Origin of the sequence: Tenacibaculum sp. SDUM215027 (assembly GCF_050566205.1) — a bacterium.
Lineage (GTDB): Bacteria > Bacteroidota > Bacteroidia > Flavobacteriales > Flavobacteriaceae > Polaribacter.
The window spans coordinates 121,216-140,049 of the sequence record NZ_JBNXUE010000002.1; the positions used below are offsets into that span (position 1 = coordinate 121,216).

19 protein-coding genes and 1 pseudogene are annotated in these 18,834 nt (G+C 30.6%); 7 read left to right on the forward strand and 13 right to left on the reverse strand.

What is annotated here, in order from left to right; genetic code table 11:
* Positions 1–4 precede the first annotated feature (4 nt).
* The gene (locus tag ACQYZ7_RS06685) at positions 5–433 is read right to left on the reverse strand and encodes a DUF4870 domain-containing protein (RefSeq protein WP_430728997.1); all 429 of its coding nucleotides are present in this window, start codon (positions 431–433) and stop codon (positions 5–7) included.
* 154 nt (positions 434–587) lie between these two features.
* Between ACQYZ7_RS06685 and ACQYZ7_RS06690 the strand changes: the two genes are divergently transcribed.
* From ACQYZ7_RS06690 to ACQYZ7_RS06700, 3 genes are read left to right on the forward strand one after another with little or no spacing between them, the layout of a single operon-like run.
* Positions 588–1,043, forward strand: a complete 456-nt coding sequence (locus ACQYZ7_RS06690) for a DUF4442 domain-containing protein (protein ID WP_430728998.1) — start codon at positions 588–590, stop codon at positions 1,041–1,043.
* A gap of 7 nt (positions 1,044–1,050) precedes the next feature.
* Positions 1,051–1,908, forward strand: a complete 858-nt coding sequence (blaOXA, locus tag ACQYZ7_RS06695; protein ID WP_430728999.1) for a class D beta-lactamase — start codon at positions 1,051–1,053, stop codon at positions 1,906–1,908.
* A gap of 34 nt (positions 1,909–1,942) precedes the next feature.
* Entirely contained in the window at positions 1,943–2,743 is an 801-nt protein-coding gene (locus ACQYZ7_RS06700; protein ID WP_430729000.1) for a TIGR00266 family protein, read from the forward strand.
* Positions 2,744–2,816: 73 nt separating this feature from the next.
* Here ACQYZ7_RS06700 and ACQYZ7_RS06705 read toward each other — a convergent pair whose 3' ends face one another.
* Positions 2,817–4,220 carry a TlpA family protein disulfide reductase gene (locus ACQYZ7_RS06705; protein ID WP_430729001.1) on the reverse strand — a complete coding sequence of 468 codons (1,404 nt, stop codon included), beginning with the start codon at positions 4,218–4,220 and terminating at the stop codon, positions 2,817–2,819.
* Positions 4,221–4,388: 168 nt separating this feature from the next.
* Between ACQYZ7_RS06705 and hutH the strand changes: the two genes are divergently transcribed.
* Positions 4,389–5,894, forward strand: coding sequence for a histidine ammonia-lyase (gene hutH, locus ACQYZ7_RS06710; protein ID WP_430729002.1), 1,506 nt, complete (start codon positions 4,389–4,391; stop codon positions 5,892–5,894).
* A gap of 77 nt (positions 5,895–5,971) precedes the next feature.
* Here the strand turns inward: hutH and ACQYZ7_RS06715 are convergent, their stop codons facing one another.
* The 4 genes from ACQYZ7_RS06715 to ACQYZ7_RS06730 form a co-directional block, all read right to left on the reverse strand.
* Positions 5,972–6,397 (reverse strand): hypothetical protein, encoded by a 426-nt coding sequence (locus ACQYZ7_RS06715; RefSeq protein ID WP_430729003.1) that lies wholly within the window; start codon positions 6,395–6,397, stop codon positions 5,972–5,974.
* A 28-nt stretch (positions 6,398–6,425) separates the two neighbouring features.
* Positions 6,426–6,794, reverse strand: a complete 369-nt coding sequence (locus ACQYZ7_RS06720) for a hypothetical protein (RefSeq protein WP_430729004.1) — start codon at positions 6,792–6,794, stop codon at positions 6,426–6,428.
* 38 nt (positions 6,795–6,832) lie between these two features.
* The gene (locus ACQYZ7_RS06725) at positions 6,833–6,970 is read right to left on the reverse strand and encodes a hypothetical protein (RefSeq protein WP_430729005.1); all 138 of its coding nucleotides are present in this window, start codon (positions 6,968–6,970) and stop codon (positions 6,833–6,835) included.
* Between the two features lie 217 nt (positions 6,971–7,187).
* Positions 7,188–7,613 (reverse strand): phenolic acid decarboxylase, encoded by a 426-nt coding sequence (locus tag ACQYZ7_RS06730; RefSeq protein ID WP_430729006.1) that lies wholly within the window; start codon positions 7,611–7,613, stop codon positions 7,188–7,190.
* A gap of 505 nt (positions 7,614–8,118) precedes the next feature.
* Here ACQYZ7_RS06730 and ACQYZ7_RS06735 point away from each other — a divergent pair.
* A complete protein-coding gene (locus ACQYZ7_RS06735) occupies positions 8,119–9,246 on the forward strand; it encodes an FIST signal transduction protein (protein ID WP_430729007.1) in 1,128 nt (375 codons plus the stop codon).
* Entirely contained in the window at positions 9,240–10,973 is a 1,734-nt protein-coding gene (locus ACQYZ7_RS06740) for an ATP-binding protein (protein WP_430729008.1), read from the forward strand. The genes ACQYZ7_RS06735 and ACQYZ7_RS06740 overlap by 7 nt, the downstream gene beginning before the upstream one ends.
* Before the next feature lie 38 nt (positions 10,974–11,011).
* On the opposite strand, the gene ACQYZ7_RS06745 is transcribed toward ACQYZ7_RS06740, so the two are convergent.
* The 5 genes from ACQYZ7_RS06745 to ACQYZ7_RS06765 all read right to left on the reverse strand — a co-directional run bounded on the left by ACQYZ7_RS06745 (position 11,012) and on the right by ACQYZ7_RS06765 (position 14,299).
* A complete protein-coding gene (locus ACQYZ7_RS06745) occupies positions 11,012–11,239 on the reverse strand; it encodes a hypothetical protein (RefSeq protein ID WP_430729009.1) in 228 nt (75 codons plus the stop codon).
* A gap of 6 nt (positions 11,240–11,245) precedes the next feature.
* On the reverse strand, positions 11,246–11,473 hold the full coding sequence (locus ACQYZ7_RS06750) for a hypothetical protein (protein ID WP_430729010.1): 228 nt from the start codon (positions 11,471–11,473) through the stop codon (positions 11,246–11,248).
* 103 nt (positions 11,474–11,576) lie between these two features.
* Positions 11,577–12,653 (reverse strand): family 16 glycoside hydrolase, encoded by a 1,077-nt coding sequence (locus ACQYZ7_RS06755; protein ID WP_430729011.1) that lies wholly within the window; start codon positions 12,651–12,653, stop codon positions 11,577–11,579.
* A gap of 55 nt (positions 12,654–12,708) precedes the next feature.
* Positions 12,709–13,578, reverse strand: coding sequence for an AraC family transcriptional regulator (locus ACQYZ7_RS06760; RefSeq protein ID WP_430729012.1), 870 nt, complete (start codon positions 13,576–13,578; stop codon positions 12,709–12,711).
* Positions 13,579–13,723: 145 nt separating this feature from the next.
* Positions 13,724–14,299, reverse strand: a complete 576-nt coding sequence (locus tag ACQYZ7_RS06765) for a hypothetical protein (protein WP_430729013.1) — start codon at positions 14,297–14,299, stop codon at positions 13,724–13,726.
* 359 nt (positions 14,300–14,658) lie between these two features.
* Between ACQYZ7_RS06765 and ACQYZ7_RS06770 the strand changes: the two are divergent.
* Positions 14,659–15,624: pseudogene (locus tag ACQYZ7_RS06770) on the forward strand (IS110 family transposase).
* Positions 15,625–15,664: 40 nt separating this feature from the next.
* On the opposite strand, the gene ACQYZ7_RS06775 reads toward ACQYZ7_RS06770, so the two are convergent.
* Together ACQYZ7_RS06775 and ACQYZ7_RS06780 are read right to left on the reverse strand one after the other, a co-directional pair.
* A complete protein-coding gene (locus ACQYZ7_RS06775) occupies positions 15,665–17,509 on the reverse strand; it encodes a UvrD-helicase domain-containing protein (RefSeq protein ID WP_430729014.1) in 1,845 nt (614 codons plus the stop codon).
* 445 nt (positions 17,510–17,954) lie between these two features.
* Positions 17,955–18,518, reverse strand: a complete 564-nt coding sequence (locus ACQYZ7_RS06780) for a metallophosphoesterase family protein (protein ID WP_430729015.1) — start codon at positions 18,516–18,518, stop codon at positions 17,955–17,957.
* Positions 18,519–18,834 lie beyond the last annotated feature (316 nt).

Consider the following 18,834-nt stretch of genomic DNA (forward strand, 5'->3'; position numbering starts at 1 on the left):
TGGGTTATTTTATAAATTTTATTGTAAGTGGATAATGATACATTTCACCTTTGTTAGCTTTCATAGCTGCTATAATTATCAGCGCTACTTTAATAAGAGCAACTATACTTACTATTGAAGCAAATCCAAAAAAGCTAAATACCCCTCCATGTCCATGATGTCCACCAAAATCGATATCTATACCATCAAATCCATTAAAAATACTTCCGAAGAAAAAAGGAATAAAAGAAAGACCTAGTATAAAAATGTATAGACCATAACTAATGTTAAAGTTAACGGCTTCTTTACCATGCTCATCTAAAAAGTTACTTCTTTCTTTTAAAGTTTGCCATAATATAAGCGGGGTAATAATACTACCTAAAGGAAATAAATACCCTGCAAAAGCAGAAATATGTATTAAAAAAGCATTGGTGTTTTGGTTATTATGTTGCATAGTGAAGTTATTTATATAATACTGTACATTGCAAATATATGTCTTTTAAAAGGTATTATGCAATACATAGTACTAAAATTTAACAAAATTTAACATTTAGTTCAAGTGAAATTATTGAATAAAAAGCTGTACATTGCCTGTAAATACTGAAAAAATGAAGTTTACACCTCGAAAAGTTAATGCCTTTTTATTTTTTAAATTACCCTCAGCTTTCTTTACTGGAGTGCGATTAAAGTCACTTACTAATGATGCAGCGGTGGTTAAAGTTACCTATAGATGGATAAATCAAAATCCATTTAAGTCGATGTTTTGGGCGGTACAAGGAATGGCATCAGAATTATCGACAGGGATTTTAGTGATGAAAGAAATAGATGCATCTAATAGAAAAATTTCGATGTTAGTAACCAAAATGAATGGAACTTTTACTAAAAAGGCAACAGGTAAAATTCGTTTCGAATGTAATGAAGGAGAGTTAATAAGAGCAACTATTCAAAAAGCAATTGAAACAGGAGAAGGGCAAAGAGTAACTGTTACTTCTGAAGGTTTTAATGAGGAAGGAATATCAGTTTCGAAATTTGAATACGAATGGAGTTTAAAAGCTAAAAATTAGTTTTAAGATGAGGTTTAGTTGGAGTTTTATAATTATTGCATTGCTGCTTTCTTGTAAAAATGAAGAAAAGAGTAAAAAAGAGAAGACTGAAGCAAAGCTTGTAGTTAATAATCAGTTTCAAGAAATTCTTGACAAAACAAAGTTAGAAGGAGCAATATTGATTTACGATCTGAATAAAGATGTGTATTATTCAAATGATTTTGAATGGTGTGAAAAAGGAAACTTACCTGCGTCAACATTTAAAATACCAAACTCTATTATTGCTTTAGAAACTGAAGTAGTTAAAAATGATAATACAATTTTTAAATGGGATGGAGAGTCAAGGTTTTTAAAAGTTTGGGAGCAAGATTTAACATTAAAAGAAGCTTTTCATTATTCTTGCGTTCCCTGTTACCAAGAGGTTGCTAGAAAAATTGGAGTAGAAAGAATGGAATCTAATTTAGTAAAGTTAGATTTTGGTTCAATGGATGTAAGCGAAAGGACTTTAGATAATTTTTGGTTACAAGGGAAGTCAAAGATCAATCAATTTAAACAAATAGACTTTTTAAAACGACTATATAATTCAGAGTTACTTATTAGTGAGCGTACAGATAGTATCATGAAAAATATGATGATAATGTCTAAAAATAACCAGTATGTACTGAGGGGTAAAACAGGTTGGTCAGTAAGAGGTGAAGAAAATAATGGTTGGTTTGTTGGTTATGTTTTGGTTAAAAACAAAGCTTATTTCTTTGCAACAAATGTAGTTCCAAAAAAGAGCTTCGATATGAGCTTTTTTAATAAAGAAAGGAAAGAAGTAACTTTTAAAGCTTTAGATATGCTTAAAATATTAAGAGAAAAAGAATCATTTGTAACAAAACAATAAAAAACTCATCTTATAGATATAAAAACAAAAAATTATGAATTCACACGAAATAGATTATCGCATTTTTGGAGAAGAAATGCAGTACGTAGAAATAGAATTAGATTCGCAAGAAGGTGTAGTTGCTGAAAGTGGTAGCTTTATGATGATGGATGCCGATGTAAAAATGAATACGATTTTAGGGGATGGTTCGAATCAAGAAAAAGGATTGTTAGGAAAGATTTTTTCTGCAGGAAAGAGAATCTTAACAGGTGAAAGCTTGTTTATGACTGTATTTACAAACGATGGTCAAGGAAAAAAACAAGTATCTTTTGCATCACCATATCCAGGGAAAATAATTCCAATTGATTTAACTGAATTTGGTGGGAAGTTTATTTGTCAAAAAGATGCTTTTTTATGTGCTGCTAAAGGAGTGTCTATTGGAATAGAGTTCTCTAAACGCTTAGGTAGAGGATTGTTTGGAGGTGAAGGATTCATTATGCAAAAAATGGAAGGAGATGGTATTGGTTTTGTACATGCAGGTGGTACCATGGCAAAAAAGGTTTTACAACCAGGAGAAATTTTAAAGGTAGATACAGGTTGTATTGTAGGTTTTACACAAGATGTTGATTATGATATAGAGTTTGTAGGTGGTATAAAAAATACCATTTTTGGAGGTGAGGGATTATTCTTTGCTAAGCTTAGAGGTCCAGGAACTGTATATATCCAATCATTACCATTTAGTCGATTAGCCGGGAGAGTTTTAGCTATGGCTCCACAAACAGGAAAAGGTGATAGGGGAGAAGGAAGCGTTCTAGGTGGTTTAGGAGATATTTTAGATGGAGATAATCGTTTTTAATTACTAACTATAAAGTTTTGAATATAAAAAAGCCGCTAAATTTAGCGGCTTTTTTATTTCTATTTATAAGATATTAGATACCTAATTCATCAAACATATTAATTAAGCGTTCTCCTTCTGATGGAGCAGGAGCGTTAGGGCTTACAATATTACCATCAGGATCAATGATGATAAATCTTGGTAAACCTTTAATTAAGAAGTTTTGAGCCCATTCTAGTTCATTTTGTTTTTTACCACTGAACAACTGTATTCCAGTCATCTCTCTGTCTTGGATGGTTTCTTTCCATTTTTCTTTGCTTTCAGCATCATCAACACTAATACTTACAAACTCAATGTTTTTACCATGGTATTCTTGTTCTAATCGCTTTAATAAAGGAATCTCTCTTTTACAGAATGCACACCAAGTAGCCCAAACATCAATGTATAAGTACTTATCATTACCTAATAAATCATCCATTGAAGTTGTTCCTCCGTTATAATTAACGAAATCTTTAAATTTAGGTGCAGGTTGTCCTTTTGCTGTAGTTTTTAAAAGGTCATAGTCTTTCGTAATTTCTTTTTTATGTGTTTCATTTGTAGAGTACGCCATGAATTTTCTATAAAACTCTTTCAAATCACTAGTATATGTAATACTATTTTGAGCACTACTGTATAATAAATCGTTTTTAGCAATTGAATCAGTAACTTCAGTTTGTACAGTTTCTAGATAAGTCAAGTATAAATCTTCACCTTCTTTATTTTTTTCTTTAGCTATTTCATTTAGCTTATTTTCTAACATAACTCTATATGCGTAAGAGTTAAGATAATCTTCACCACTACTAAAGTTGAAATTTTCAAAAGGGTCAGGGAAATCTTCCGAAACTTTAAAATCTTTGTCACCTGTAAGAGTTGTGTGAAAATCTTGATAATTAGATAAATATCTTAAATTTTCATAATCAATATCTTTGATTTCATGTTTTAAGAAATCAGCGGGTAATTTTTCAGATATAACTAATTCTGTTAAAGACTCTTTAAGCTCTTCAGCTTTGTTTAAAAAATCTTCTTCTTCTAAAGCAAAAAACTTATTAGCACTAACAAAGATCTCAGACCAAATCTTGTGTTTTTTAACGAAATAATTATTGATATTAGCATTTTTCCCTTCAAAATTAATTAAATCAGGGTTGTTAAAATCAAAAACGATACCTGTATCATCAGTTTTTGTTAAATACAAGTTGATTAACTTTTTATTACATAAAAGTTTATAATAACCTTCTTTTTCAATTTTTAGAGTGTCTACAAAAGATCCAGTTTTTTTGTCAAATTTTATTTTTTTGTCAAATTCAAAACCAGATGATCTAAAACCAATTAAAGTAATATTTCTTTTTTTGAAGTTGTCAATCTTTCCCGTTAAAACTAAGTAGTCTTTAACAGGTTTCTCTTCCTTTTTACATGAAATTATGGTAACTCCTAAGAGGACTAAAAGTACTAGTTTTTTCATTGTTTAATGTTTAGTGAAAATATGGTGTTTAAGGCGCCGAAGTTACTTTTTTTAACTTTTTTATCAAAGAAATTAACATTTTATTTAAACTAAGCTTTATTTTTTACAAAAAATCACCTTGGAGTTTTATCTTTTTTTTGGTTCTTTGTACACCTTAAAAATATTAAAATGGATACTACACATATAATAAATTCACAACCAGTAGGTTTAGAAGATATTCATGGTATTTTATTACTAGATAAAAAACTTTCTTTATCAGAAGAATCAACTGAAAAGATATTAAAATGCCGCGCCTATCTTGACGAAAAAATGAAAACTCATAGTGATCCAATTTATGGAATCAATACAGGGTTTGGTTCATTGTGTAATGTTAAGATTAGTGGAGATAATTTGCAACAACTTCAAGAAAACTTGGTAATGAGCCATGCTTGTGGAACAGGTGATGAAGTGCCACAAGAAATTGTAAAGTTAATGTTGTTGCTAAAAATACAATCGTTAAGCTATGGTCATTCTGGAGTACAGTTGGCTACAGTTGAGCGTTTAATAGAGTTTTATAATAACGATATTTTTCCAGTAGTATATACACAAGGATCGTTGGGAGCATCTGGTGATTTAGCACCATTAGCGCATCTTTCATTACCATTGATTGGTTTAGGAGAAGTGTATGTTTCTGGAGAACGAGTTTCTGGAGAAAGTTTATTAGAAAAATTTGGATGGGAGAAAATAAACTTACAATCCAAAGAAGGTTTAGCACTGTTAAATGGAACTCAATTTATGAGTGCTTATGGTGTTCATAACTTATTAAAAGCGTATAAACTTTCGTACTTAGCAGATGTTATTGGTTCTGTTTCTTTAGAAGCTTTTGACGGAAGAATTGAGCCTTTTAACGAGTTGATTCATTTGGTACGTCCACATAACGGACAGTTAGCTACAGCAAAACGTATTAAGGAGGTATTAGAAGGGAGTGAGTTAATTCAACAACCAAAAGAACATGTACAAGACCCTTACTCTTTTAGATGTATGCCTCAAGTTCACGGAGCGACAAAAGACACATTGGAGTTTGTAAAGAAAACATTCATTACAGAAATCAATTCGGTAACGGATAACCCAAATGTGTTTGTTGATGAAGATATTATTGTTTCAGGAGGAAACTTCCACGGACAACCATTAGCTTTAGCATTAGATTATTTGGCTATTGCAATTGCCGAATTAGGAAATATTTCTGAAAGAAGAACATATCAGTTAGTTTCTGGTTTAAGAGGACTACCTGACTTTTTGGTGTCCAATCCAGGATTAAATAGCGGATTTATGATTCCACAGTATACAGCAGCAAGTATTGTAAGTGCAAATAAGCAACTTTGTACACCATCTAGTGTAGATTCTATTGTGTCAAGTAACGGACAAGAAGACCACGTAAGTATGGGAGCTAACGGGGCTGTTAAAGCTAAAAAGGTAATAGATAATGTATGTTCTGTATTAGCTATTGAATTGATGAATGCTTCTCAAGGACTTTCTTTTAGAAAAAATAAGACTTCTGAATTTTTAACATCTTTTGTAAGTATGTTTAGACAAGATGTACCTATAGTAAATGATGACAGAGTATTACATAACGACATTAAAAAAGCAGAAAGCTTTATTAATAGCTTAACTATTGAAGTTGAGGAATTGTTTTAAGCAATTATAAAAAATAGTATAATAAAAGCTCAAACTGTAAATTTTTACAATTTGAGCTTTTTGTTTGTTATTGATGGTTAACTTCCAAAACTAGAATATAAGAAGAACACAATTGAAGCATTTCTATACGAGTCATTTTTAACAGGTGATATTTTCATTCCTGTACTTTCATTTCCTCTCATTAACTCACCATTTTCAGACCATTCGATAAAAGTTCCTGAACCATTGTCCATTTTCCCGTTTTCGTCAATTTTAATTAGAGTTTTACCTTCTGAATCTTGAAGTATATTATCTTCTCCTATTGTTGCGATTACAGTTCCGTTTTTATCTGTCACAGTTCCATCTTTTGAAATATTACCATTCACTTCATTATTAATAATAATACTTCCGTTTGTTTGTACGATAATTCCAGTTTCTCCATCTGCATTTTTAATTTCAAAGTCAGTTTTAGCTCCACAAGAAATTAAGAATACTAAGCTTAAGCATAAAAATAATTTTTTCATAATATTGAATTTTTAGTTTGCCAACTCTTTATTTTTGGAGTTCGGCTGTTCTCGTTGTTTTTAATACTTTAAGAAATGTTAGAATTTCATTTTTTTGAACTTCTCCACACTCTTTTGCAATAGATAAAGTTTTATTAATAAAGTTTGTAGTAAAAAACTTTTTAATTAAAGAGGTTGATTCTTTAGACAAGAAAATCCCTTTAAGTTCTTTCTTGGTGAAATTTTGGTTTGTATCATAATCTCTCCCAGAAGTTACAAAACTAAAAGTAATCTTTCTAAGTGCTTTATAAGCAACATCAAGTTGTTCATGTATTACCATTTCTGTTAGTATTTGTAGCTTAATCTCTGCAAGATTTATATTATTTAGATGAATATGTCCCGAAATAAGAGATTTCATATTATCTGATTTATTTTTGTAATTGTTTTTTAAATAAATCAATCTTTTTCATCGAGATTCTTAATAATATCTTTATCGATAGCTTGATGGGCATACTCAACCCAATCCATAGAATCTGTTCCCTCTTTTTCATATTTTTCTAACTCAGAGAAAAGTTTTTTAATGTTTGGTGTCATATTTTTACCCTTCTTTTATGTTAGGATTTATGTTAATGTGTTTGTTTATAATTTTTTATGTGTAAAAACACACAAGATTCTTAAGATTAAAGCAAAGCGATACGTTATTTTTAACCTATCATTATTAAATGCCAAATTAAAAATTTGATGTATTTCATAAATCAATTTAAACCGTACAGTTAAACTAGCTTTTTATATACTAGATACCTGTTGGTTTTTATTCATCTAATTTTTGTAATTCATGAATTGTCCCTGTAAGTGGGATTATTTCTTTGTCTATTTTTAAAAAAGTATTAACAGTATTATTTTTTAAGTTAACAACTTGACTTACCCCTAATCCATCTTCTTCAACCCATGAAATAAATAAGGTATAGTTGTTCAGTTTTTGTTTAGAGTAAGTTTCATCAGCTTCTCTTCCTTTTTCATTTCCTTTTACACATTTCCAATGTAATGTATTTTCTGATTTGAAATTAACTTCATAAACATAATCACCGTAATTATATTCAAATGATTTTCCTGAAAAGGAAACAGTTCTTTCAGGTGTATTTTTTTCTATATCTGTTAATTCGCCTTTAGATTCATTTTGATTTTTACAAGATATGATTGTAGTTAAAATCATAATAGCGAAGATTACTTTTTTCATGCTTTATCTTTTATTACTTATATGTTTTTTGATTGTAGCGAACGGTTTGTACAAGATTAATAATGTCTTTAAGCAACTAATTTAGCATTATTTTTATACATTATTACCTGTAGTTTTTATTTTGACCGATTTCTTAAGAGTTAAATAGACCATAGCTCCACCTCTCGACCAATCAAACATTCTGATACAATTCGAGCAGGCTTTTTCAATTTTTTTTACGGTTTTGGTTAGGTTTAGAACATCATTAATTTCCGTTCTTTCAAATTCATCTTTTTCTCATGCTTAAAAAATGATTTTGTTTTACTGTTTTTAAGGTAATAGAGATAATTGTGTTTTGAAATATATCGGAACGAACCATCTATTCACGTAGTATTTTGAAAGTTAAACAAGTAAGTTGATTATTTGTTTATAATATTTTTTGTATTAAAAATTTAATTTTTTTTGATAAAATATGTTAAAAATCCATTTATATTGTTATTTTTAAGTTATTGAACTTAACCTAGTTATGAAAATTCAGCAAATTTCCTTAGCAGAGGATAACTGGAAAGAAATGCTTTCTATAATAAATATAGATGTAGATATTTTCCTTCTTTTTGTTTCTCCTCAATACCGTAATAAAAAAGAAGTAGTAGACTTTCTAAATAAGAACTATCCTAAAGCAGGTGTAATGGGATGCTCTACAGCTGGTGAAATATCAGATATCACAGTAAAAGATAGTACGATATCAATTACAGCAATTCAATTAGAAAAAACAACCTACAAAAAGGAGTCTGTCAAAATTAAAGTTATGGAAGACAGTTATAAAGCAGGTCAAGAGCTGGCTGATAAGCTCTATAATAAGGATTTAAAACATGTTTTTATTTTGAGCGATGGTTTAAATGTCAACGGAGCAGATCTGGTTTCGGGTTTAAAATTGAAATTACCAAATGTAAGTATTACTGGAGGCTTAGCTGCAGATGGAGCAGAATTTACAAAAACGTTTGTGATTAATGATGATAAGATTGTAGACAAGACCATTGTGGCTATAGGGTTCTATGGTGAAGGTTTAAAAATCGGTTTCAGTTCTAAAGGTGGTTGGGATAGCTTTGGTTTAGAAAGACAGGTTACAAAATCTTCTAAAAATCAACTTTTTGAATTAGATGGCTTACCAGCTTTAAAGCTATATAAATCCTTCTTGGGAGAACAAGCAGATAACTTACCAAGCTCGGGGTTATTGTTTCCTTTGAGTATGAGAATAAATGAGAATTCAGATCCCATAGTAAGAACAATTTTGGCTGTAGATGAAGAAACGCAAAGTTTAACCTTTGCAGGTAATATTCCTGAAGGAGCTTATGTTCGTTTGATGAAAGCCAATGTAGACCGATTAATTAATGGAGCTGGAGATTCAGCAAAATTAGCCAATAAAGAGTTTAAGAATAGTTCAGAATTAGCAATACTAATAAGTTGTGTTGGTAGAAGGTTAGTATTAAAGCAATTGGTTGAAGAGGAAGTAGAAGTAGTACGGGACGTTTTAGGAGAAAAACCTTGTGTTACAGGTTTTTATTCATATGGCGAAATAGCTCCATTTGGAGAGTTCTCTCCTTGTGAGCTTCATAATCAAACCATGACAATAACAACGCTTTCAGAATGGTAAAAAATGAGTATCATAGGTTATTAAACAGGCAGCTAAAAAAAGCTGGACTGGATTTTTTAGAAAATCCAAGGTATTTTGAGTTTATAAATATGGTCAATGAAGCTTATAAAAGCTTTGATAAAGATATAAAGCATATTGAGAACATTCTTGAACAAAACTCAAAGGAACTGTTTGCTGCAAATAAAAAATTAACTATTGAAAGAGATCATACTAAAACCCAATTAGAGAATATAGTAGATAATATTTCAGGTGTTATTTTTAAAACTGACCTAAAAGGAAACTTTACATTCTTAAATAATGCTTGGGTAGAGTATTCAGGGGTACCCCTTGAAGAATCTATAGGAAAAAATTTTAAAGAGTTTCTCAAAAAAGATGGTATTGAAGGAAAGAGAATAATTAATAACATGTTCTCTTTAAAGAAAAAGCATATAAAATTAATTTTTAAGCATGAGAAAAACGGCACATTGATGTGGTTTGAATTGAAATCCAAACTAATTGTTAACAGAGAAGGAGAGCCATCAGGTTTTATAGGAACCATAACCGATATAACTAATTTAAAAGTAACAGAAATAGAGCTACAAAAAGCCAGTAAGGCCAAAGATGAATTTCTATCAACAATGTCCCATGAAATAAGAACGCCATTAAACGCGGTTACTGGTTTAACAAATATCTTATTGATGGAAGATCATTTGCCAGAACAGATAGAAAATCTTAAAGCATTGAAGTATTCAGGAGAACATTTGTTAGGGTTGATTAATGATTTATTAGATTTTGATAAAGTCAAATCAGGAAAAGTAAAAATTATAGATGACGATTTTAGTTTAAATTATTTTTTAAAAAACATTAAATCCCATTTTACTTTAAGATCTGAAGAGAAGGGGTTGGAGTTTAAATTAATTCAAAAAAACGATATTCCAAATAATATTATTGGAGACAAACTAAAGTTGGCACAAATAATAAAGAATTTATTAAGCAATTCGTTGAAGTTTACAGATACAGGAAGTATAATCTTAAGCGTTAAAAATTTAGGGATAAAGGAAAATAAAGTTAAACTTAAATTTAAAGTAATAGATACAGGGATTGGTATATCTAAAAAAGAACAAGAATCAATTTTTGAAAGTTTTATGCAAGCCAATTCTAAAACATCTGTAAAATATGGTGGTACTGGTCTTGGATTATCTATTAGCAAAAAATTGCTGAATTTGCAGGGAAGCGATTTAAAAGTTAAAAGTCAATTAAAAAAAGGATCTACTTTTTCATTTGTTATAGAATATAAAATTAGCAATAGGCTTAATGCTTTTGAACCAGAAATGATTAAACAGCAACCAGACTATGAACCTATAACTATCAATGTATTGGTTGCAGAAGACAATAAACTGAATATGCTTATTTTAAAACGATTCTTTTTAAAATGGAATGTGAAATACAAAACTGCTGAAAACGGAAAAGAAGTGTTGGCTATTTATAAAGATTTTGATTTTGATTTGATTTTAATGGATTTGCAGATGCCACAACTTAACGGGTATGAAACCACTAAAATTATTAGAGCTTTACCTGATAAGAAGAAAGCGAATATTCCAATTATAGCACTTACAGCATTTGCGCAAACCGATATAAAAGAGAAAACAAGACTCCATAAAATGAATGGTTTTATGAGTAAACCATTCAACCCCGAAAAACTATATATCTTATTGAAATCTTATAGCAAAGAATATTGTAAAAAATAAAATTGGGTAGAATTATAGCCGATGTTACCTGTAGTTTTTTATTTTCGTAATTCTTTTTCAGTCATTTCAGAATTATATCTTTTTCCATCTTTGTCAAAACTCCAAACATTCGAAACTTCACGCAATTCAGGTAATTCAGTTTTTCCAGAGTTAACTTTTTGTTTTACAATCCTGCGTAATTTTCGGTTTGCGTCTTGCTTATTTTCCTTTTCAGATTTCGCTGTTGTATTTCCGTGTATTTTTGTTTTCTTTTTTGAGCGACTCATAATATTTTACTTTTTCAAATGCTCTTTTTGTTTTATAAACTTGAATTCGTGCTTACCTACAATTTTTAGAAATCCTTCTAAATTTCCAAGATAATTCTCAATATCGTTTTCTTTTTCGTTATCCCATTTCACGAGTAAGTCTCCAGATAAATATTTTCCGTTGTCGTCTATTTCTGGAATTTCAATTACTATTCCAAATTCATTATCATATTCAACAATATCTCCAATTTTCATCTTAATCAAATATTTCTAACGAGTTTTCTTAAATGCACGCCAACGCTCTAAGTGTATGGCGTGTGAGGCACAGCCTCATGAGTAGCCATTGTTGTAAAACGTATTATTCTAGTTTAGCTATTAAACCCCAACCATTCGCTTTATCTATAACTACACAATGAATCTTATTTTCACCTTTTTTAAGTGGGAGATATAGTTTATTGGTATTTATATCCATGTGCCCCATATACTGGACACCTTTTTGTCTAAAAGCATTATTTCCACTAAAAAGAAGTTCACCGTTAAGAAATACCAAAACTTTATCGCTATAGTCAAAGGAAAAAAGTTGGGCTTTCTGTTTATCTGAATGGATGGTTGTAGCAGCAATTATATAATTTTCCTTATTTTGTTCAAAGTTACCAGAAGATGTCTTTTTCACATATTTAGATATAGGTAATAACCCTGATTCTTCGGTTGATACTGTCGTGTATTTTTCCTTTGAAAAATTCTGGAATTGTATTTTGTTTTCTTTATAAGGGTAGGCTTTGGTAATTCTCCAACACTTAATGATGTTTGTGTTGCCAAGAAGAGTTTGGGTTGGTATGCTGTGTTTTTCTGTAATAGCTTTGTTTGTAACCCTAAATTTTGAGAATCGATTTCCAAATAATGCCCATAGTCCTATAATACCTCCTTCTTGGTCTGTTCTTAATTTATCTACTGCCAGAACTTTAATGTTATTTACAAATACTTCGGCTTTTAGGTTATTGACATCGATGCGTAAGCTATTCCACCCTTTGTTTTTAAAGGCCGCATTTGCTTGGTATTCTCTATATAGTTGCCAATTGGACTCGTTATTAAACATTGGAGTGTATTGAACAGCATCAGCCTGATTTGATTTGTGAAATCGCATGTATACCTCCTCCAAATTATCGTCTTGCTCTCTGAAGCTGATACCTGCAAAACTTCTTATAGATTTAGCATAGACATCTACTTCAATAGATCCGTTTATAAAATTCTTATTCTTAACCGTTGCTCTTCCGTTTTTTAGTACAAGAGTTTTTCTATTGTCAAATTTTTCAAACAAAGCATCATTTGGGATGTTCCAATTAGAGGGAGTCATCTCAATTATTGTTGGACTATTTTGTGCTAAAGTAATTTGAAGGCTATAAAGGCCGATGATAAGGTAAACTAGTAGTTTCATGATTTTTTTTGCAAATATCTATTTGAAATACTTCAAACCACCTATCAATACATGGTTATTTCCTATCAATTTGGTGTTTTTTTCGATAAGCTGAAGGACTGACTCCTTCCTTTTTTTTGAAAAACCTAGTCAAATTGTTAGGGTCGCTGAAATTTAATGCATGGGCAATTTCTGCTATTGTTTTGTCGGAATAATATAGTTCCATTTTAATCTCTTGATGCAATCTGTTGTCGATAAATTCTTTTGAAGTACAACCAGTGTGTTCTTTGGTAACTACATTTAATTTATTTCGTTTTACACGTAATAGATTACAATATTCGTCTACAGCATGCAGGTTACGAATATGTTTCTCTAGTAATTCTTTAAACCTGTAAATGATAGAATTTGATAATGTGTTATCTGAGACATTATAATGCTTTGAGTACAATCGATTGAGCTTGGATAACAAAAAGTATAAAAGCGAACGCAATATATGAGGGCTATCATTTTGAAAATTTTCAATATCATTAACGACTTCATTTAAAACTGTTTGTATTGTAACGTAATCTGAGTTTTGCAATTTTAAATACTGTGGATGTTGCGCATTATAAAAGTATTGCAATCGATAAGCAAACAACTTATCATCAAAAAAATCGGCCAAAAAATCATTTTTAAAAACTAGATGAAACCCTTTTATATCAGAAAGTGAGATTTTACAACTTTTCTTTTGAAAAGGGCAAACAAAAAAGAAGCTGTTATTCTCAATATCTAAAATATGTCCATTCAACTCAATGATTCCATTAGATTTTTCAAAAATTATAATCTCAAAAAAATCTGTTATGTGAGGTTTGGAATCGAAATATAGATTGGGATTACCTTCAAGTCGATGTAGATCCATGAGCAATGGGAATCCATATTTTTCTTTATTGAAAACAAATTTTCGCAAAGTCTATTTTATATGTTTTACAACGTGTTTGTGTATGATTTCGTTGCGTGTTTCAGCAACTAAATTAGCAAATATAAACCGAATAGAAAATCCGCGAGGATTTTCGTAAGTAGGCGAGTACTAGCAATGAATTATACACGGTGTTCTACGCAGTTTTTATTTCAGTTAATATTTTTCCATCAGCATTCAGTTCGTATTTATAACCTTCCCAATCTATTAATTCAATTCGGTTTTCGATAATTTTAAATTCAGTTTTTCCATCTGGATTTACAAAAATATCTCTCGCACTAAAATTCCATTTAGTTTCTCCATTTTTATCAATTCGGCTCACTTGAATTTCTCCGTGAACGATAAAATCTTCGTCAAATTCATAAATTCCGAAACAAGTTGCAACGTCATATTGATTTCTCCAATTAGCAGACAAATCCGTTAAATTCAGAGAATATATTTGGTCAGAACAGCAAATGTAAATTCGGTCGTTTTTAATTAGAAATGAATTTTCAGAAATTCCAGTTGCTCCTCCAGATTCCAATAATAATGCGCTACACTTTTCAATTCCGTTTTCTGTAATTCTAATTCCGTGTTTTGAGGAAGGTTCATATTCCAATTCAATTCCTAAATTGGCTGGAAATTGTTTCTTAAATTTCTGACCAAATTCCGCTGAATCCAAATCAGATTCATTTGTTATTTCAATTACGGAATTTTTATATTTTACTATCATTTTCTTGGTTTGGTCAAATTGCGTAGAACGTTCTCGTATAAGAATAGTTGCGGGTTTACGTGCGAGGATTTTCCGCAGGAAAATCAGACGTAGTAAACTTGCAACGACCTTTGGTTAAGCCCAAAATTGAGCAATTATTTTTATACATCTTAAGTTAGCAATTCATTAAATTTAGAAATATAAATCAGAAAGAAAAAAGCGTAGAGTAAGGTTATGATATACGTTGAAACCTAGATTTCGTCAACATTGATAATCCCTACGCTTTTACTACTTCGAATTCGTTCAGTTCTATGAGACCAAGATCTCGTTTTCAAGTTGTTGAATTGTTGGTAGTGTTTTCTTTCCAATCCTTTTTTCTTATGAGTAAAAATAAACAATTTTTAGGAATCGATGTTAGTAAAGAAGTCTTAGATGTATATGATTATCAAGGTAATTGGTATCAGTTTGAAAATGATGCATCAGGCTTTAAAGAGCTGTTGTTAATCACAAATGATTTAACTCATTGTATAATGGAAGCTACAGGATATTATCATGTACGATTAGCCTATTTTTTATTAGAAAAAGGAATTTTGGTATCGGTAGAAAATCCGTTGAAGGTAAAACGATTTATTCAAATGAATTTATCAAAAGTAAAGACGGATAAGAGTGATGCAAAACAGTTATATAATTATGGCGTAAGTCAAGCCCCATCTTTATGGAAAGGAGAGAGTAAGGAACAACAAGAATGTTTACAAATAGTACATTTATTGGGAGTTTACACGAAACAATCTACTCAATTAAAGAATAAGCTTCATGGCGAATCTGTCTTAGGAAATCCATCAAAAGCTGTAGTTAATTCATTAAAAAGACAGCTAAAAAACATACAAAAATAGATGTTTAAATTAGAGGAGTTGTTGTCAGAGAACGTAAAAAAGAGCTACCAAAATGAAGTGACATTACTAAAGTCTATACCCGGAATAGGAAGCAAGACAGCACTGATGTTATTAGTTTTTACCGATGGGTTTAATCGTTTTACTTCAGCAAAAGAGCTGTGCAGTTACGCAGGTATTACTCCCACTATTAGAGAATCAGGAAGTAGTATAAAGGGAAGACCACGAATAAGTAAAATGGGCAACCCTAAGCTTAGAAATTTATTGTTTATGTGTAGTTTTAATGCTTGTAAATACAACAAAGCATGTCGAGAACTTTATGAACGAGTAGTTGCTAAAGGTAAGAGTAAAAAACTTGCTTTAATAGCGGTGTGTAATAAGTTACTAAAACAAGCTTTTGCTATTGTAAAAAGTGGTTTACCGTATGATGCTGATTATAAAAGTACTTTGGTATAAAATTTTGTGAAATTTACTTGTTTTTTACCTCAGTTCTTTGTTATATGGCGTTTTTTATCCTATGTTCAAAGCAATTTTGGATTTCTGATTTAAAGAAATTGTCGTATTTCGGATTTCCTAAATTGAAAACAATTAAATTTCTTTTTGCTCTTGTCAAAGCTGTATATACTAATTCAGCATTCGTAAATTTTTTATCGTCTTCTTCCTTTTCTATGAACAAGAACAGTGTATTTATTTCCCAACCTTTAAAGCTGTGAGTGGTCGAAAGTTTTAAGGTTCCTGTTTTCATCCAAAAGTGGTTTTTCTTCGTTCGCCTTAACTTTTCGATTGCTTTAACATTACCTTTTACTTTCTCAAATTCTTCTTGGCTCTCAAAAGTGGTCGCAGTCTTCTCTTTCTTTTTTGTTCTTATTAAAAAATCCAACTCCCTTAAAAGCTCAACTTTTGAACATAAAATTCCTGCATCTGAAGAATGAATTTCATTTCGTTTTAAAACGTCAAAAACTACATTATACAAATTTTGGGTTGTGTAACTGTCGAATGTGTGGTATTCGATAATTCTTTTCTCAAAGTCGAGTTGGGACAAGACATTTATTTCGTCAAGGTTGTACTTCTGATTGAAAATAGTTTTTTGGAATTTGATTGCAATATTCCCAATGTTACTTGAAAATCTATGAGAAGTATTTAGAGTTTTATTCCACACTCCAGGAATTGTCCTTACAATTGGTTCGTTATTTTCATCCAATTGTCGATTATAAATATTCTGTTTCTCGTCTCCGAACACAACAAATTCTGTTTCATTATGTGTAAAGTATTTTGTAACAATATCTATCCAAGATTGCAGATAATCTTGTATTTCATCAATTAAAACAATATCAAATTTTTGAATACCGTCTTTTACCTTTTCAAAGAAGTTCACATCTTGCCAATTCCCAATGCTATTTATTTCAAGATTGTAATTGTTGGCTTGTGTTTTAAAGAATTGGTGGTAATTTGTTATGTAAAAGTTTGACCAATAAAATTCTTCTCTTACGTCAGATATTCTGTCGTGTATGTAGTTTTTTAAGGAAAGATTGTAAGTTAAGACTAAAACCTTTTGACCTGTCCTTATGTGAGCATTGACAGCTCGTTTTGCTAAAACTAAAGTTTTACCACTTCCAGCAACTCCTTTGATTTTTCTGCGAGGTCTGACTTCACTTCTTATAAGTTCCTGTTGTTCTTTTGTATAATTTATTTTAATTCCATCTTCTATTTGGTGAAGTGGTGATTTTAAATATCTGCGAATACTTTTATACAAAGTTTCATCGAAGTAGTAAGATTGTCTGTTCAGCCAAAATTTAGATAATAACTGATTTAATGAATCTACATTTAGTGAATTACTTCCTAAAAGCCCAAAGTAGCTAACAAACTTTCTGTAGCCACCATAGTTTTCTCCCTGAAAGTCTTTTAGCAAAAAGTCATTTAATCTTTGTTGGGTAGCGTTGTGGAAATAGACTGCACAGTTTACAGTTGCCCAATTGTTCTTGTTTTTGACACTTCTTAAAAATAGTTCTTCACTATGTAATTGGAAAAGGTTGTCTTTGTAGGTTTCCACTTGATTTAATGGCGATTTGATTGGTGTACCATCTTTTTCTAAATGCCATTTTGTTCGTTCATCTATGTAATAATGGTCTAAATTCCAATCTTTGACTTCAATTAAAAGTACTCCACTGCCTTTTCGCATAAGAGCAAAATCAGGATTATCTCCGTTCAGAAATGGTTGGTAGTAAATTTCGTATGTGTCATCAAGCTTTTCGAGTAGAAAATACAATAGTTTCCATTCGCCTTCAGTTGGCTGGACTTTCTGCCTTTTGATAATTTCTAATTTCGGTTCTAAAATTGCCATTGCTTGATTTTAAATGCCATATAACGCTCTAGGTGTATGGCGTGTGAGGCACAGCCTCATGAGTAGCCATAATTGTGCCTCATTCGTTATACATTTTGTTGTTTATAGTTTCGTGTGTAGTTCACGAAGAAGGCTAAAGATACACAATATAGTTGTTAGAGGAGCAATTAACCTAGAGCGTTGGTAATAATTAGTAGAAAAGGAGTGTTTGTTAAAACACGGTTTCTACGTGCCGCAGGCAATTATTACCAACGTTCAGTATAAGAAACGTAGGGCAGTTGATAAGCAATACGTTTGGGTTTGGTACTAAGCCAAATATAATATTTTGCTTTTATCTTTTTTGTTGAAAATGCCAAATTTTATATTTGGCGGACTTTATAAACAAACAAGGACGTTTGAGTTTAACTCCAAACGCCCTATGTTTTTTATACCTTGTTGTAGGGCGTTATCTATTACCCTTTTCAAATGGTGGTTTCCAGCTTTTAGTTTTCATTATAGCTTTAACCTCTTCATATGAAAGTGGATAAAAATTATGACAATCAACTCCAATGTCAAATGAACGTGAAGTTGGGTCGTCAGATAATGTTCCGTGAGAATGACCATATAAATGATATGCTCCCCAATGTGAAGCGTTCCATTCTCTCATTGCATAATGAAAAAGGACAATCAATTGTTCTCCTCTTTCAAATTCATCATCTTTAACGACTAATTCATAATAGTCTTTTATCCATTCAAATCTTGAGTGACAATCTTGGGCTGATTTTTCGTGATTTCCATTAATCAGATAAATTTTTCCGTTTAGTCTGTCAAGAATTTTTCTCAATTTCCCTGAAGAAGAAAGTCCAACATCACCTAAGTGATAAACTTCATCTTCTGGGTTTACTTTTTCATTCCATTTTTGGATTAAAATCTCATTCATTTCATTCACATCCTTAAAAGGGCGTTCAGAAAATTTGATTATATTTTTATGTCCAAAGTGGTGGTCTGAGGTAAAATATATTTTACTCATTTTATTGTATTTTAAATTATAATTATTTTTTCACTCTTTTCGATTATTGAATTCTAAATTCAACTTTGGACTCCGAAGGTTACATCTTTCTGTTTTTAAAGGTTTGCATATTATATTGATATTATTTTTTACAAAGTTAGGGTTTCTGTTTTAATCGTTTTCAACGTTCATATCAATTCGGATAATATTTTATTTTTCAAAGGATTTTTCTACTACATTTTCATTGCCTCCCAATACTTGCTTTATGTTATTACATTAGTATTGAATAACACAATTTAAAAATTACAAGAACAAAAACAGCGACAATACATCTTAT